13 protein-coding genes and 1 pseudogene are annotated in these 16,471 nt (G+C 59.8%); 6 read left to right on the forward strand and 8 right to left on the reverse strand.

Annotation, left to right across the window (positions count from 1 at the left end; all coding sequences use genetic code 11):
- Positions 1-232 precede the first annotated feature (232 nt).
- Positions 233-946: a PolC-type DNA polymerase III gene (locus K5D32_RS21460; protein WP_221577177.1), complete on the reverse strand. Its 714-nt coding sequence runs from the start codon at positions 944-946 to the stop codon at positions 233-235.
- Positions 943-2,877, reverse strand: a complete 1,935-nt coding sequence (locus K5D32_RS21465; protein ID WP_221601749.1) for a putative nucleotidyltransferase substrate binding domain-containing protein — start codon at positions 2,875-2,877, stop codon at positions 943-945. The genes K5D32_RS21460 and K5D32_RS21465 overlap by 4 nt, the downstream gene beginning before the upstream one ends.
- Positions 2,878-3,110: 233 nt before the next feature.
- Between K5D32_RS21465 and K5D32_RS21470 the strand changes: the two genes are divergently transcribed.
- Positions 3,111-3,557, forward strand: a complete 447-nt coding sequence (locus K5D32_RS21470; protein WP_198727606.1) for a response regulator — start codon at positions 3,111-3,113, stop codon at positions 3,555-3,557.
- A gap of 143 nt (positions 3,558-3,700) precedes the next feature.
- Here K5D32_RS21470 and K5D32_RS21475 read toward each other — a convergent pair whose 3' ends face one another.
- Positions 3,701-5,875: a malate synthase G gene (locus K5D32_RS21475; protein ID WP_221601750.1), complete on the reverse strand. Its 2,175-nt coding sequence runs from the start codon at positions 5,873-5,875 to the stop codon at positions 3,701-3,703.
- Between the two features lie 319 nt (positions 5,876-6,194).
- Between K5D32_RS21475 and K5D32_RS21480 the strand changes: the two are divergent.
- Positions 6,195-6,712: pseudogene (locus K5D32_RS21480) on the forward strand (glycine cleavage system protein R).
- A 235-nt stretch (positions 6,713-6,947) separates the two neighbouring features.
- Here K5D32_RS21480 and rarD read toward each other — a convergent pair.
- The 5 genes from rarD to K5D32_RS21505 all read right to left on the reverse strand — a co-directional run bounded on the left by rarD (position 6,948) and on the right by K5D32_RS21505 (position 12,510).
- Positions 6,948-7,835, reverse strand: a complete 888-nt coding sequence (rarD, locus tag K5D32_RS21485) for an EamA family transporter RarD (RefSeq protein ID WP_221601752.1) — start codon at positions 7,833-7,835, stop codon at positions 6,948-6,950.
- Between the two features lie 28 nt (positions 7,836-7,863).
- Positions 7,864-8,838: a serine/threonine protein kinase gene (locus tag K5D32_RS21490; protein WP_221577172.1), complete on the reverse strand. Its 975-nt coding sequence runs from the start codon at positions 8,836-8,838 to the stop codon at positions 7,864-7,866.
- A 125-nt stretch (positions 8,839-8,963) separates the two neighbouring features.
- On the reverse strand, positions 8,964-10,865 hold the full coding sequence (locus K5D32_RS21495) for a PhoX family phosphatase (protein ID WP_221601772.1): 1,902 nt from the start codon (positions 10,863-10,865) through the stop codon (positions 8,964-8,966).
- Positions 10,866-10,947: 82 nt separating this feature from the next.
- Positions 10,948-11,712, reverse strand: coding sequence for a TOBE domain-containing protein (locus K5D32_RS21500; protein WP_221601753.1), 765 nt, complete (start codon positions 11,710-11,712; stop codon positions 10,948-10,950).
- Between the two features lie 63 nt (positions 11,713-11,775).
- The gene (locus K5D32_RS21505) at positions 11,776-12,510 is read right to left on the reverse strand and encodes a ComF family protein (protein ID WP_221593594.1); all 735 of its coding nucleotides are present in this window, start codon (positions 12,508-12,510) and stop codon (positions 11,776-11,778) included.
- Between the two features lie 92 nt (positions 12,511-12,602).
- On the opposite strand from K5D32_RS21505, the gene bioB reads away from it, so the two are divergent.
- The 4 genes from bioB (at position 12,603) to bioC (ending at position 16,444) form a co-directional block, all read left to right on the forward strand.
- Entirely contained in the window at positions 12,603-13,661 is a 1,059-nt protein-coding gene (gene bioB, locus K5D32_RS21510; protein ID WP_198727614.1) for a biotin synthase BioB, read from the forward strand.
- Positions 13,662-13,727: 66 nt separating this feature from the next.
- Entirely contained in the window at positions 13,728-14,918 is a 1,191-nt protein-coding gene (bioF, locus tag K5D32_RS21515) for an 8-amino-7-oxononanoate synthase (protein ID WP_221601755.1), read from the forward strand.
- A complete protein-coding gene (locus tag K5D32_RS21520; protein ID WP_221601756.1) occupies positions 14,911-15,642 on the forward strand; it encodes an alpha/beta fold hydrolase in 732 nt (243 codons plus the stop codon). Before bioF ends, K5D32_RS21520 begins: the two co-directional genes overlap by 8 nt.
- Complete coding sequence (gene bioC, locus K5D32_RS21525) at positions 15,635-16,444, forward strand: malonyl-ACP O-methyltransferase BioC (protein ID WP_221601757.1); 810 nt, start codon at positions 15,635-15,637, stop codon at positions 16,442-16,444. Before K5D32_RS21520 ends, bioC begins: the two co-directional genes overlap by 8 nt.
- Positions 16,445-16,471 lie beyond the last annotated feature (27 nt).

Genomic DNA, 16,471 nt, shown 5'->3' on the forward strand with positions numbered 1-16,471 from the left:
CAAGTCAGTGCCGATGCCTGTGGAGCTGGCAAACGGGCGATATTGTTCTGATCTGTGAATCTGATAGTGAATCAGTGAGTAGATAATGTGAAGTATTTTTTTTTAACAAAAGTTCACATTGGTCGGGCTTTTTTCATCGGGCATAAAAAAAGCCCTCGAAAGGGCTTTAGGATGGTTTTCGCTAATCTACCGGTGGCCGCGTAGGAGCGAATTCATTCGCGAAATACAGACATCAAAACGAATGGTTCTGCTTGCGCCTGCGCCATTGGCCCAGGGATTCCTCCAGGCGGGCGGGACTGTCTATGCCCTGGCGGCGTGCATGGCTGAACAGGATCAAGGCCAGTTCAGCCGTGACCAGCGCATCGGCGCTGGCATGGTGACGCTCTTCGGCGTGCAGCCCGAAAAAGTTCGTCCAGTCGTCCAGGCCAGCCTGACGCAGGTTGGCGTCCGGGCAGAGCATCGGGGCGATTTCAGCGACATCGAAGAACGGATGCTGCAAGCGATAATCCAGGCTGTCCTTCAGGGCGCGGGACAACATGTGCTGGTCGAACGGTGCATGGAACGCCAGCACCGGGCTTGAGCCTGCGAACTCCAGGAAGTCCAGAAAAGCCTCCACCGGCTCGCTGCCCGCGGCGATGGTGCTGGGTGCCAGACCGTGAATCAGCACGGCCGGGCTGACCTTGTGATCGACGCGTAGAATCGTGCGCTCGAACTGTTGGCCCAGATCGATGGCACCGTCTTCTATCACCACGGCACCGATGGACAGGACCTGATCGCGGTTCATGTTCAGGCCGCTGGTTTCCAGGTCGAGCACGACCCAGCGCTGCTTGCGCAAGGACTCCTCGTTCAGCGGCGCGAAGGCTGGCAGCTCTGCCAGACGCTGCAGGTGCTGCTGCTCCAGCGGCGTCTTTTTCGGTCGTGGTCGTAGCCACTCGAACAGATTCATAGTTGATAACGCATGGTCAGGCTGGTTTGCAGGCGCTGTGCCTGGCGAAATGATTCGCGCAGGATGCGCCGGTCCAGGTGGTTGAGGGTGTCCGGGTCGATGCGGTTGGAGTACGGCAGGTTCTGACGGCTTTGCAACTGATGTTGCAGCATGCGGGTCTGCTGGATGAAGTGATAAGCCTCTTCATAGGCGGCGCCGTCCAGCGGGTCGATGACCTCGCGCTCCACCAGTTGCCGCAGTCGCTCCAGTGTGTTGTTGGCACCGATGCCATTGGCCAGCGCAAGCAACCGTGCGCCATCGACAAATGGCGTCAGGCCTTCGGTTTTCAGGTCCAGAGTGTCTTTGTCGCTGCCTTTGCGCGCCAGCACGAAATCCTTGAAACGCCCGACAGGAGGGCGCTGCCGTAGAGCGTTATCGGCCATCATGCGCTGGAACAGGCGATTGTCTGCGACCTGATCGAGAATGCCGCGGCGTAATTGTTCACACCCGGCTTCGTCGCCCCAGACCACTCGCAGATCAAAGTAGATACTCGATGCCAGCAGGTTTTCAGGCGTGGCTTCGCGCACGAAGGACGAGAAGCGTCTGGACCATTCGCTGCGCGACAGGCACAGGTCGGGATTGCTGGCCATGATATTGCCTTTGCACAGGCTGAAGCCGCACAGGGCAAGGCTCTGATTGATGCGTTCGGCGATGGGCAGCAACAGCGTGCGTATTTCGGCTGCCTGCACGGCATCGCTGGCTTCGAACAGAATGCCGTTGTCCTGATCGGTGTGCAGGGTTTGCTCGCGCCGTCCCTCACTGCCGAAACACAGCCAACTGAAGGGCACGCCGGGGTCGCCTCTTTCTTCCAGGGTCAATTCGATGACCCGGCAGACAGTATGGTCGTTGAGCAGGGTGATGATCTGGGTGATCTGGGTCGAAGAGGCGCCGTGGGCCAGCATGCGGTCGACCAGTTGCACAATATCGCCGCGCAGATTGGTCAGTGCTTCGATCCGTGGTGCATTGCGAATGGTGCGGGCCAGATGCACCAGATCCACACGTTGCAGGGAAAACAGGTCGCGCTCCGATACCACGCCGCACAGGCGTCCGTTCTTGACCAGACAGACATGGGCAATATGGCGGCCGGTCATGGCGATGGCCGCATCGAAGGCGCTGGCGTCGGGGCTCAGGTGAAACGGCGCCTGGCTCATGGTGTGCCTGATGGGCTGGCTGAAGTCGGCATTCACGTCGGCAACCGCTTCGCGCAAGTCCCGCAGGGTGAAGATCCCGAGCGGTGCCTGCTCCTCATCGACAATCACGATGCTGCCCACTTGCTGCTCATGCATCATTTTCACAGCTTCGCGCATCGGCGTTTCAGGGCTGCACATCACCGGATGGCGCATGGCCAGTTCGCCAAGACGGGTATTCAGGGAGTATTGAGTGCCCAGGGTTTCCACGGCGCGTTGCTGGACTTGATGATTGACCTGATCCAGCAGGCTGCTGACGCCGCGCAAGGCGAAGTCCCGGAAAGTGGTGGACAGTGCAAACAGCTTGATGAAGGCCTGCTTGTTCAATTGCAGGCAAAAAGTATCTTCGGCTGCCAGATGTTCGGTGCGTGTGGCCCGTTCGCCCAACAGAGCCGCCAGCGGGAAGCATTCTCCAGTGGTGATTTCAAAGGTGGTTTCGGTGCCACCTTTTGCCGAATGTGGTCGTTCCCCTACCACTCGGCCTTGCTTAACGATATAAAAGTGCTCTACTGCACCATCTGCCGGCTTGATGATGCTCTCGTCGCAGGCGTAAAAACGTAGTTGGCACTGTTCAACCAGATATGCCAGATGGGCGTTTTCCATCTGATTGAATGGCGGGAATCTTTGCAGGAACTGCATGGTGCCGTGGATGTTCTGCAACACCGCAGTTTTGCCTGCCTGGTTGAACGCGTCGGCTTTGTTCATGACTTGTACCGCGTTTTTGTTATTGGTTGTCATGGTCGACCGCTTGGGCCGTAGTGCCCATTGGACGTAAGTCTTACGCTGACAGGTAGTGCCCTGATGCACAGGTTTGTGTAGAACTGTTTTGACGAACGCATGGGATCGCGCTCGAATACCCGGCTGGGAGGCCCGTAAAGTGCGCTGCAGATTTAACCTGATCTGCTGTAGGAATTAGTCCAGGGAATGATGAGACTGTAATGAGTGACCACGACATCTTGAGCGATGAAGAGCGCGACGCCCTTACAGAGGTCATGCTCCAGTCCAATCGTGACTTGCCGCAACGTGTGCTGATCGTCGATGACGACAGCGACGCCCGTGAGTTGCTGGCAGAAATTCTTAGTCTCAATGACATCAGTTGTTTGACGGCTGGTGGCGGCAACAGCGCCATGGAGCTGCTTGAAACCCGTCAGTCCATAGGCCTGCTGATCACCGATCTGCGCATGGCGCCTTGCGACGGGCTGGACCTCATCCGCCAGGTCCGCGACTCCGAACGCGCAGCTTTGCCTATCATCATCGTTTCAGGCGACGCCAACGTGCGCGATGCCATCGATGCCATGCATTTGAGTGTGGTGGACTTCCTGCTCAAACCGCTCAATACCAAGCAGCTTGTGAGGTTGGTGAAGCGTGAGTTGGGGATGGCCTGAGCCTGAAGTCGCTCTCGGCTCGTAGGAGAGATTGAGCTACAAGCTTCAAGCTGCAAGAAAAAGCGGGCGCTGTGCTCTTAGCTTGTAGCTTGTAGCTTGTAGCTTGTAGCTTGTAGCTTTCGCGACTTCAGTCGCGAAAACCACTACCTGCTTTGAGCCTTGAACTCCCGACGACGACGATGCAGCACTGGCTCGGTGTAGCCGTTAGGCTGTTTAGTGCCTTGTACCACCAGCTCGACGGCGGCCTGGAATGCGATATTGCTATCGAAATCCGGGGCCAGCGGGCGGTATAGCGGGTCGTTGGCGTTCTGACGATCCACCACCGGTGCCATGCGCTTGAGACTTTCCAGCACCTGCGCTTCGGTGACCACGCCATGGCGCAGCCAGTTGGCCATGTGCTGGCTGGAGATGCGCAGCGTGGCACGGTCTTCCATCAGGCCGATGTCATTGATGTCAGGCACTTTCGAACAACCCACGCCCTGATCGATCCAGCGTACGACGTAGCCAAGAATGCCCTGGGCATTGTTGTCCAGCTCGTTCCGAATTTCTTCAGGCGTCCAGTTGACCTGTGGGGCCAGCGGGATGGTGAGGATGTCGTCCACCGAAGCGGGCACTCGTTGCGCCAGTTCGGCCTGACGCGCGAACACGTCGACCTTGTGATAGTGCAAGGCGTGCAGGGCGGCAGCGGTAGGCGAGGGCACCCACGCGGTATTGGCACCTGCCAGCGGATGGGCGATTTTCTGCTCCAGCATCGCGGCCATCAGGTCCGGCATGGCCCACATGCCCTTGCCGATCTGAGCCCGGCCTTGCAGGCCGCACTTGAGGCCGATATCGACGTTGGAGTTCTCGTAGGCACCGATCCACTTCTCGGCCTTCATCTGCGCCTTGCGCACCACAGGGCCCGCTTCCATGGAGGTATGGATCTCGTCGCCGGTGCGGTCCAGGAAACCGGTGTTGATGAACACCACACGCTCGCTCGCCGCCTGGATACAGGCCTTGAGGTTGACCGTGGTGCGGCGCTCTTCGTCCATGATCCCGACTTTCAGTGTGTTGCGCGGCAAGCCCAGCACCTGCTCTACGCTACCGAACAGTTCATTGGTGAATGCGGCTTCTTCCGGGCCATGCATCTTGGGTTTGACGATGTACACCGAGCCGCTGCGGCTGTTGCTGCGCGACGTATTGCCCTTGAGGTTGTGGATCGCAGCAAGGCTGGTCAGCAGGCCATCCAGAATGCCTTCCGGCACTTCGTTGCCCTGTTTGTCCAGAATCGCATCGATGGTCATCAGGTGACCCACGTTGCGGATGAACAGCAACGAGCGGCCATGCAGCGTGACTTCATTGCCTTCGGGCGTGGTGTAGACGCGGTCGGGGTTCATGGTGCGGGTAAAGGTTTCGCCGCCCTTGGAGACTTCTTCGGCCAGATCGCCTTTCATCAGGCCCAGCCAGTTGCGGTACACCACGACCTTGTCGTCGGCATCGACTGCGGCGATGGAGTCTTCGCAGTCCATGATGGTGGTCAGCGCGGCTTCCATGAGGATGTCTTTCACACCTGCCGGGTCCGTCAGGCCGACCGGGCTGTAAGCATCGATCTGGATCTCGAAGTGCAGGCCATTGTGCTTGAGCAGAATGGCCAGCGGTGCAGAAGGATCACCCTGGAAACCGATCAGTTGTGCGTCATCCTTGAGGCCGGTATTGCTGCCGCCCTTGAGGCTGATGACCAGTTTGCCATCGATCAGCTTATAGGCCGTCGAGTCGACGTGCGAACCGGCCGCCAGTGGCGCGGCTTCGTCCAGGAAGGCGCGGGCGAAGGCAATCACCTTGTCGCCGCGGACCTTGTTGTAGCCCTTGCCCTTTTCGGCACCGCCTTCTTCGCTGATGGCATCGGTGCCATAGAGCGCGTCATACAGCGAACCCCAGCGTGCATTGGAGGCATTGAGGGCGAAGCGGGCGTTCATGACCGGCACGACCAGTTGCGGGCCTGCCATGGTGGCGATTTCTTCGTCGACGTTTTGCGTCGTGATCTGGAAGTCTGCCGCTTCTGGCAGCAGATAACCGATTTCCTGAAGGAAAGCTTTGTAAGCCGAGGCGTCGTGGGCCTGTCCGGCATTGGACTGGTGCCAGGCATCGATTCTTGCCTGCAAGTCATCACGTCTGGCGAGCAGGGCTCTGTTCTTTGGCGCAAGCTCATGGATCAGTTTGTCAGCCCCGGCCCAGAACACTGCGGCATCGATGCCGGTTCCCGGGGTGGCTTCGTTCTGCACGAAGTCGAACAGGACTTTGGCGACCTGCAGGTCACCGACTTGAACGTACTCAGTCATTGCACTTGCCTCACTCTGCTCAGCAGGTCGAGCTCACTCAAGGAGCGCTCTGTTATTGGTTTCGGTGTTATGTAGTGCGCGCCGCGGAATACTACATGAGCAGCAGCGATGGGGGATGAATATGTCACCAAACGACTGAAGTTTCACGACCAGTCACGCTGCCGAGCCGGATGTTCTCAAAAATGACGTCGATTGTTCCAGATAATTATCAAAATGGTACACGTTCTGTGCTTTAGGGTGCCTGCGTGAACCTTGCCTATACTTTCGCGACATCCGCCGGGGTCTGACGGCACCTTTTTGAACGCAGAGGAAGTCACCTGTGAATCATCTCGTAGTCACTGTGGTTGCACCCGACAAACCGGGCCAGGTCGACGTATCGCCCAATGCATCGCTGATCATGGCGGCAATTGGCTGGAGAGCCGCATGTCCCGGATGGCCGGACAGTTCGCCGGTATCCTGCGGGTCGGTGTCCCTGCCGAAAGCCACGATGAACTGATCCAGGCCTTGCGAGTGCTGACGGTCCACGGCATTCATGTGCAACTGGCCGAAAGCACCGCCGAAGCCCTCGGCTCCTGGAAAACCATCAGCATGCAACTGGTGGGCAATGACCGGCCCGGCATCGTGCGCGATATCACCCGCTTGCTGACCGGACAGGGCGTCAACGTCGAAAGCCTGATCACCGACATCTCCCCGGCACCCATGAGCAGCGAACTGCTGTTCCATGCCGATGCCGTACTGGGCGTGCCTCTCACGCTTTCACTGGACGATCTGCAGGCCCGGCTGGAAACCCTGGCGGATGATCTGATGGTGGAGTTGGTGTTGAAGACGGATATTTGAGTAGCTGCTACCGCACTACTGCAGGTTATCCAGATTAACCGTGCACCCGCCTGTGGATAACCTGGGGAGATTGCCTTGTGCGCCTTGAGAGGCAAGGCTTTGCAGGGATTGATCAAAAATTCAACAGTTTCAATGGCTTGTGCACAAATAAGGTGAACCTGCCTGTGGATAACCGTTGGAGAACCCTTTGCAGGCCATGTAGAACGTGGCGTGCAAAGGGTTGTATGTTTTTTGATCAGGTGCGGCGGCGCAGGCTCAGCCAGGCATCGACGCTGTAGATCGCCAGTCCTGCCCAGATGCAGACGAAGGTGATGATGGTGCTGATGTTCAGGTGCTCGCCATACAACAACACTGCAAGTGACAGAACCAGGGTCGGCGCTATGTATTGCAGAAAGCCCAGTGTGGTGTAGGGCAAGTGGCGGGCGGCGGCATTGAAGCAGACCAGAGGCACCAGCGTCACCGGACCTGCCGCTGCCAGCCACAGTGCCTGGCTGGTGGTCCAGAATTCAGGCTGTGCGGTCTGGGCCATCGGGTTGAGCAGCAACCAGGCCATGGCCAGAGGGACCAGCATCCAGGTTTCCACCACCAGACCGGGCAGTGCGGCTACCGGAGCTTTCTTGCGGATCAGGCCGTAGAAACCGAATGTCAGAGGCAACAGCAGCGACACCCACGGCAGATTGCCAACCTGCCAGACCTGCTGGGCCACTCCGGCGGCAGCCAGCAGTACCGCCAGCCATTGCAGACGTCGCAGGCGCTCGCCCAGCAGCAACATCCCGAGCAGCACATTGACCAGCGGGTTGATGTAGTAACCCAGGCTGGCCTCGACCATGCGCCCGTTGTTCACGGCCCATACGTAAACCATCCAGTTGCAGGCAATCAGGCTGCCGCTGAGTGCCAGTACCGCCAGCCGTTGCGGGTTTTCCCGCAGCTCGCGCCACCAGCCGGGATGTTTCCAGAACAGGAGCAGCAGGGAGCCGAACAGCGCCGACCAGATCGCCCGGTGAATGATGATCTCAAGGGCAGGAACCGCGGCCAGGAGTTTGAAATACATCGGGAACAGGCCCCAGATGATGTAAGCACTCAGGCCAAGAATGTATCCACGGCGTGGGTTGGCAGCTTGCATGTAGCGTCCTTGTACTCAACAACAGGTTTCAGAACAGTTTCAGAGGTTCTTCGTTAAGGGCTGACAACTGTTCACGCAGGGCCAGGATATGGTCGCCCCAATAGCGTTCGGTGCCGAACCACGGAAAGCTGCGCGGGAAGGCCGGATCGTCCCAGCGTCGCGCCAGCCAGGCGCTGTAATGCATCAGGCGCAGGGCGCGCAACGGCTCGATGAGCGCCAGTTCGGCGGGATCGAAGTCGTGAAACTCGTTGTAGCCGTCCATCAGTTCCGACAATTGTCCCAGACATTCCTGGCGATCACCTGCCAGCATCATCCAGATATCTTGTACGGCGGGTCCCATTCGGCAGTCGTCCAGATCGACAATGTGGAACATTTCGTCGCGGCACATCATGTTGCCGGGATGGCAGTCGCCATGGATGCGGATATTGCTGTGGGGTGTTGCGGCGTAGACATCCTCGACACGCTTGAGCAGGTCCCGGGCGACGGACTCGTAGGCCGGGAGCAGGCTGCGCGGAATGCAATCGTTGCTCAGCAGGTAGTCGAGGGAATCATGGCCGAAGTTTTTCACGGCCAGGGCTTCGCGATGCTCGAACGGCCGGGTTGCGCCCACTGCATGGATGCGCCCCAGCAACTGGCCCAGTCGATAGAGCTGATCGAGGTTGCCCGGCTCCGGCGCACGTCCGCCACGGCGCGGGAACAGCGTGAAGCGGAAGTCACCGTGCTCGAACAGGGTTTTACCGTCATGCACCAGAGGGGCTACGACTGGCACTTCGACTTCTGCCAGTTCGAAGGTGAAGCTGTGTTCTTCAAGAATCGCTTCGTTGCTCCACCGTTGCGGACGATAGAACTTGGCGATCAAGGGCTGTTCGTCTTCGATACCGACTTGATAGACCCGGTTCTCGTAACTGTTGAGGGCCAGGACACGGGCATCACTGAGAAAGCCGATGCTTTCTACGGCGTCGAGAACGAGATCGGGGGTGAGTGTTGCAAACGGGTGGGCCATGCTGACTCCTGCGCGCAGCAAGTCGCCGCGTTGGACTGCTGATGGTAACGCAGAGTGCTCGCAGTTTTGCCGTAGGAGCGAATTTATTCGCGAATGGAGCTTCTCGCGAATAAATTCGGCTGGAATCAGGCGCCGATAATGCCGCCATCTTCACGGGTAATCACCATCACCGAAGAGCGGGGCTTGCCGTTGGGCTGGTGCTCGGGGAAGGTGGAGCCGCCGTTTTCGCCCGGGTGCTGGATGCCGACGAACATCGTCTTGTAGTCCGGCGCGAAGCTGATGCCGGTCACTTCGCAACCAATCGGCCCGACCAGAAAACGACGGATCTCGCCGCTGTGCGGGTCGGCGCAGAGCATCTGGTTATTGCCCATGCCAGCGAAGTCGCCCTTGTTGCTGGAGTCGCCATCGGTCTGTATCCACAGGCGACCGGCCTCGTCGAAGCTCAGGCCGTCCGGGCTGTTGAACATGTTCTGGGCATTGACGTTGCTCGACCCGCCTTGTGGCTTGCCGGCATGCACCACCGGGTTGCCCGCAACCACGAACAGGTCCCACTCGAACTCCATGGCCGAGGCGTTATCTTCGGCTTCTTTCCAGCGCAGGATCTGCCCGTACTGGTTCTTGGCCCTCGGGTTCGGCCCGCCGACCGGCTGGCCGTCATCGCCGCGCTTGGCGTTGTTGGTGAGAGTGCAATAAACCTGGCCATCCTTGGGGCTGACCACGATCCATTCCGGGCGGTCCATGCGTGTGGCTTTTACCACGCTGGCGGCCAGACGTGCATGAATCAGCACTTCAGCCTGGTTGTTGAAACCGGCAGCGGCATCCAGGCCGTTCTTGCCGTGGGTCAACTCGATCCACTGGCCTTTGCCTTTCGGACGATTCGGGTTGTTGTCGCCGCCATCGAACTGCGCGACATACAGCGTGCCGTGGTCCAGCAGGTTGCGGTTGGCCTTGTGATCCTGATGGTCGATCTTGTCGCGGCTGATGAACTTGTAGATGAACTCGCCACGCTCGTCGTCGCCCATGTACACCACGACACGACCGCCCTTGGTTTCGGTCAGGGCGGCGTTTTCATGCTTGAAGCGGCCCAGCGCAGTGCGTTTGATCGGCGTGGATTTCGGGTCGAACGGGTCGATCTCGACCACCCAGCCATGACGGTTGACCTCGTTGGGGTTCTTGGCCACGTCGAAGCGTGGGTCGTGTTGATGCCAGTTGATGTCCTTGCTGGCAGCCACGACGCCATAGCGCTTGAGGCCTGCATCGAATTTCTGTTCTGGATTGCTGCTACCGAAACAGTCGGTGAAGTTTTCTTCGCAGGTCAGGTAAGTGCCCCACGGCGTCTTGCCGTTGGCGCAGTTCTGGAACGTGCCCAAGGCATGCTTGCCCGCCTTGTCGGCGTCGGTCTTGAGCCATTCATGACCGGCAGCCGGGCCGCTCAGGTCGATGGGCGTGTTGCCATGAATGCGGCGGTTGTACCTGGAGTCCTGCACGAACTGCCACTGGCCGTTCTTCTGCTGGACTTCAATCACCGATACGCCTTCAGCAGCCAGTGCCTTCTGCACTTCTTCGGCCGATTGCGGCTCCTTGCCGTGATCGAAGAGGTAGCGGTAGTTGGTGTATTCGTTGTTGATGGCCATCAGTGCACGGTCTTTATGGCCGGGCATCGGGAACAGGCTCATGCCGTCGTTGTTGTCGCCGAACTGCACTTCCTGCGCCTTGGCAGTGCCTTTGCCGCTCGGGTCGAAGGCCGGGCCGCCTGCCTGCAAGGGCTGGCCCCAACTGATGAGAACCGAAGATTTGTAGCCTGGCGGCAGGCTGATGGTGTCGGCGGTGGCGGCTGGAATGCTGTCAAAGCCCAGCAGCTTGCCCGAGGCAGCGCTGACGCTGGTGGCCAGTGCGCTACGGGTCAGCAGGTTGCCGCCCAGAAACATTGCGGCACCGCACAGAGCACCTGCGCCGATGAATCCACGGCGAGTGAGGCCGACCATCTTTTCGAGGTCGGTTGATTGATTTTCTTCTAATAGTTTCATCATCACGGCTCCCACAGAGGTGGCAGCCACGATAATTGCCGCATATGACGAAATTGTGTCGCCGGGATGACGACACAGGCGCTTACAAAGGTGTACCCAGCAAGACCTGAGATGGCGCGAACCTGACCTGCACCCGACTGCCCGTTCCCAAGTGCAAGGCCTGAAGCTGTGCAGAAGGCGTCAAGGCGCACAGCGTCTGGCCTCCGGGCAAACTGATGCGGACTTCAGAAGGGCCGTCTTTGGCGTCGAGAATGCTGTCTATCAGCCCGAACAGGCAATTGTTTCCATTTGTTTCTTTGTGTCCGTGGGGATACAACTCAAGCCAGCCCGCCTTGATAAGAGCGACCACATCCGTGCCGATGTGCAGGTCCAGACGCTGGGTGCTGTCATGGGTAATCTGCGCCTCGATGAACACCTCGTCGGCCATTTGCAGACGAATATGGTCGTTGTGCCCATGTCGCGTGATGCTCACGATGCGGCCCAGTAACTGGTTGCGGGCGCTGGTGCGCAGGGTCAGGCGACTGAGCAGGTCCAGGTCCGTGCTTTCTTCGGTGGCCTCCAGCACCTGGGCTTGCAGTGCCTGCAATCGCTGATAAAGACGCAGCACACGCTCACCTTCGGCAGACAGTTTCGCACCGCCGCCACCACGCCCGCCGACACTGCGCTCCACCAGAGGCTTTTGCGCCAGATTGTTCAGCTCATCGATGGCATCCCAGGTCGCCTTGTAACTCAGGCCTGCGCTTTTGGCGGCCCGTGTGATGGAGCCTTGCTCGGCGATGTGTTGCAGCAACTCGATACGCTGTGGGCGACGGACCATGTGTTGCGTCAGCAGAGTCGGTAAGGGCATGGCGACGGATTGAGTGGCGGATGGGAAAGGCGAGTGTAAGACAAGTCGGCGTCCAGAAGCAGATCAGCCCTCCGGCCTGGGCGTTCTGGCCAGGCAATAGACATCCACCCGCCGGGCACCGCTCCTGAGCAAGGTGCGGGCAATCACATCGGCTGTGGAGCCTGTGGTCAGTACATCATCGACCAAGGCCAGATGTTTGCCTTGCATCCAGGCCTCATCGACTACCTTGAAGGCGCCGTTGAGGTTGCGTTTGCGGGTTTTGGCATCCAGTCCTTGCTGGGCTGTTGTCTCACGCGTCCTCAGTAACCGGTGTTCATCCACGGGCAGATTCAGGGCTTTGCCCAGCCAGCCGGCCAGCATGCCTGCCTGGTTGTAGCCACGCTGGCGCAGACGCCGGGTGGCCAGTGGAACGGGCAACAGGCAATCGGGTCGGGCCAGGCCTTCGTCAAAGCGGTGCTGCAGAAACTGCCCGGCCAGCTCCGCCAGCAAGCGCCCCATGGGCCAGCGGCTCTGGTGTTTGAAGCGCGTAATCAGGCTGTCCACCGGAAAATCGTACAGCCAGGGCGCGATGACTTCCGTGAATGCCGGTGGTCGTTTGAGGCATTGCCCGCAATTCATGCCGGAGACCGGAAGCGGCAGGGCGCATTGCAGGCACTGATCCCCAAGCCAGGGCAACTCGGTTTCGCAGGCCACACAAACGGGAAAAGGCGCATCGCTGAATTCATCGCATAATAAACAGATATGTTTACTTTTTAACCAGATGTAAACCTCGTGGTTGTGATTGGGTTGACAGTGCATGGCTCTTCCTTAAATATGCCGAACATCCGTGTAGCGCTTGTGGGCTTTCCTCGCCTGGGCGCACTGCCTGAATAAAACCAAGGAGCCGCCCGATGAGCGCCAGCACCACCGCCACTCTGCGTCACGACTGGACTTTAGCCGAGGTCAAGGCGCTGTTCGTACAGCCATTCAATGACCTGCTGTTTCAGGCGCAGACCGTGCACCGCGCTCACTTCGATGCCAACCGCGTTCAGGTTTCCACTCTGCTGTCGATCAAGACCGGTGCCTGCCCTGAAGACTGCAAGTACTGCCCGCAGTCCGGTCACTACAACACCGGTCTTGAGAAGGAAAAGCTGCTGGAAGTGCAGAAGGTTCTGGAAGAGGCCGCTCGCGCCAAGGCCATCGGTTCGACCCGTTTTTGCATGGGCGCAGCCTGGAAGCACCCATCGGCCAAGGACATGCCTTACGTGCTGGAAATGGTCAAAGGCGTCAAAGCCATGGGCCTGGAAACCTGCATGACCCTGGGGCGTCTGGATCAGGATCAGACCGAGGCGCTGGCCCAGGCCGGTCTGGATTACTACAACCACAACCTGGACACCTCGCCGGAGTTCTACGGCAGCATCATCACCACCCGCACCTACAGCGAGCGTCTGCAGACGCTGGCGTATGTGCGCGATGCAGGGATGAAGATCTGTTCCGGCGGGATTCTGGGCATGGGCGAGTCGCTGGACGATCGCGCTGGCCTGTTGATCCAGCTGGCAAACCTGCCTGAGCACCCGGAGTCGGTGCCGATCAACATGCTGGTGAAGGTCGCCGGTACGCCGCTGGAGAACGCCGAAGACGTCGACCCGTTCGACTTCATCCGCATGCTGGCCGTGGCCCGTATTCTGATGCCGCAATCCCATGTGCGTCTGTCGGCCGGTCGTGAGGCGATGAACGAGCAGATGCAGGCCCTGGCGTTCTTCGCCGGTGCCAACTCGATCTTCTATGGCGATAAGTTGCTCACCACCGCCAACCCGCAGGCTGACAAGGACATGCTGTTGTTCTCGCGTCTGGGTATCAAGCCCGAAGCCCGTGAAGAGCACGCCGATGAAGTGCATCAGGCCGCCATCGAGCAGGCGCTGGTCGAGCAGAAGAGCAGCGCCATGTTCTACGACGCGGCGTCTGCCTGATCCTCGTGACCGGGTCGCCTGCGAGCGGCCCGGTTTGAATCATCTTTTCCGAAGACCGGGGCTTGCATGTCTTTCGATCTCCGCACGCGCCTTGAAGCCCGTCGCGCTGAACATCTCTATCGCCAGCGCCCGCTGCTGCAAAGTCCGCAAGGTCCGCAGGTAACGGTGGATGGCCAGCCGCTTGTGGCGTTCTGCAACAACGATTACATGGGGCTGGCCAATCATCCCGAAGTGATCGCCGCCTGGCAGACAGGCGCAGAACGTTGGGGCGTGGGTGGCGGCGCTTCGCATCTGGTGATCGGCCACAGCGGCCCGCATCACGAACTGGAAGAAGCCTTGGCCGAACTCACCGGCCGCCCGCGAGCGTTGTTGTTTTCCAATGGCTATATGGCCAACCTCGGTGCCGTCACGGCGCTGGTGGGGCAGGGCGATACGGTGCTGGAAGACCGGCTCAATCATGCGTCATTGCTGGATGCCGGCCTGCTCAGCGGTGCGCGCTTTTCCCGCTACCTGCATAACGATGTGGCCAGCCTGAGTGTCCGGCTGGAAAAAGCCATCGGCGATACGCTGGTGGTGACTGATGGCGTGTTCAGCATGGATGGCGATATCGCCGACCTGCCTGCACTGGCGCAAGCCGCAAAAGCCAGAGGCGCCTGGCTGATGGTGGACGACGCCCATGGCTTCGGACCGCTGGGTGCCAACGGTGCGGGTATCGTCGAGCACTTTGGCTTGAGCATGGAAGATGTGCCTGTGCTGGTCGGCACGCTGGGTAAGTCATTCGGCACTTCGGGTGCTTTTGTGGCGGGCAGCGAGGAGTTGATCGAAACCCTGATCCAGTTCGCCCGGCCCTACATTTATACAACCAGCCAGCCGCCCGCGCTGGCCTGCGCCACGCTCAAGAGCCTGGAACTGCTGCGCACCGAACATTGGCGTCGCGAGCATCTGGGGCGCTTGATCCAGCAGTTTCGACGTGGCGCCGAGCAGATCGGTCTGCAACTGATGGACAGCTTCACACCGATCCAGCCGATCATGATCGGCGATGCGGGGCGCGCCTTGCGCCTGTCGCAGATGCTGCGCGAGCGGGGCTTGCTGGTGACGGCGATTCGCCCCCCGACCGTGCCCGCTGGCAGCGCCCGTTTGCGGGTGACGTTGTCTGCCGCGCACAGTGCCGAGCAAGTGCAGCTATTGTTGAATGCACTGGAGCAGTGTTACCCGCTGCTGGGCGCAAGTGAATCGATGGAGTCCGAGCATGCGTGATCGTTTGATCCTGCTACCCGGTTGGGGCCTTGGGGTCTCGCCACTTGAGCCGCTGGCGGCCGCCTTGCGCGGGCTGGACGAGCATTTGCGGGTCGAGATCGAGCCCTTGCCGGAACTCGACAGCAGCGACGTTCAGGAATGGCTCGACGAACTGGACGCCAACATCCCGACCGGTGTCTGGCTGGGCGGCTGGTCGCTGGGTGGCATGCTGGCTGCGGAGCTGGCGGCACGACGCGGCGACGATTGCTGCGGCCTGCTGACCCTGGCCAGCAATGCCAGTTTCGTGACCCGTGGCGCGTGGCCCAATGCGATGGCGGAGGGCGAGTTCTCGGCTTTTCTGGCTGGTTGCTCGGCTGACGCCGAAGCGACTTTGAAGCGTTTCAGCCTGTTGTGTACCCAAGGCGCTGAAGACCCGCGTGGCTTGTCACGGCTGCTCAAGGCCGGAGCGCCACAGACGTCGACGACTACGCTGGTCGATGGCCTGAAAGTCCTCGGGCAGCTCGATACCCGCAGTGCCTTGCAGACCTATCGCGGGCCGCAACTGCATCTGTTTGCGGGGCACGATGCGTTCGTGCCAGCCGAGGCTGCGGGTGATCTGCTGGCGTTGCTGCCGGATATTGAGGTGGGTCTGATTGAACAGGCCAGCCATGCCTTCATTCTGGAAAACCCTCACGGCGTGGCGGCGGCGATCCAGGCCTTCTTGCATGAGTCGGACGATGACTGATCTTTCTCACGTGAAATTACCGGGCGGCCTGCCTGACAAGCGTCAGGTGGCCGAATCGTTTTCCCGGGCTGCCGGCAGTTACGACAGCGTGGCTGATTTGCAGCGCGCAGTCGGTCATGAGCTGTTCGCCCGTTTGCCTGAAACACTGAGCCCTTCGCGCTGGCTGGATCTGGGGTGCGGCACGGGTTATTTCAGCCGGGTGCTGGGACAGGCCTTCCCGCAAAGCGAAGGTGTTGCACTGGATATCGCCCAAGGCATGTTGCGTCATGCCCGTCCCTTGGGCGGCGCCTGTCACTTTGTGGCAGGCGATGCCGAGCGCCTGCCGTTGCAGGCGCACCGTTGCGAACTGGTGTTCTCCAGCCTCGCGGTGCAATGGTGTGCAGACTTTGCTGCCGTGCTCGGTGAAGCCAGTCGTGTCTTGCAGCCGAGCGGTGTATTCGCGTTTTCCAGTCTGTGCGTCGGCACACTTCAGGAGTTGCGGGAAAGCTGGCAGAGCGTCGATGGCCTGGTACACGTCAATCGCTTTCGCGAGCAGGATGACTATCGTCAGTTGTGCGCGGCCAGTGGCTTGAGGGTGCGCAGTCTTGAGGTTCGGCCTCACGTGTTGTATTACCCGGATGTGCGCAGCCTGACCCATGAACTGAAAGCATTGGGCGCGCATAATCTCAATCCCGGACGTCCCGGTGGCTTGACGGGGAGGGCGCGGATTCGTGGTTTGGTCGAGGCGTACGAAAGGTTCCGTCAGGAGCCAGGGCTGCCCGCGACTTATCAAGTGGTCTATGGGGTGCTGGAAAAAAACTGATGGGCTTGCGAGACAAGGGAAGGATGC

The sequence above is a fragment of the Pseudomonas cichorii genome (assembly GCF_019719005.1).
Taxonomy (GTDB): domain Bacteria; phylum Pseudomonadota; class Gammaproteobacteria; order Pseudomonadales; family Pseudomonadaceae; genus Aquipseudomonas; species Aquipseudomonas cichorii_E.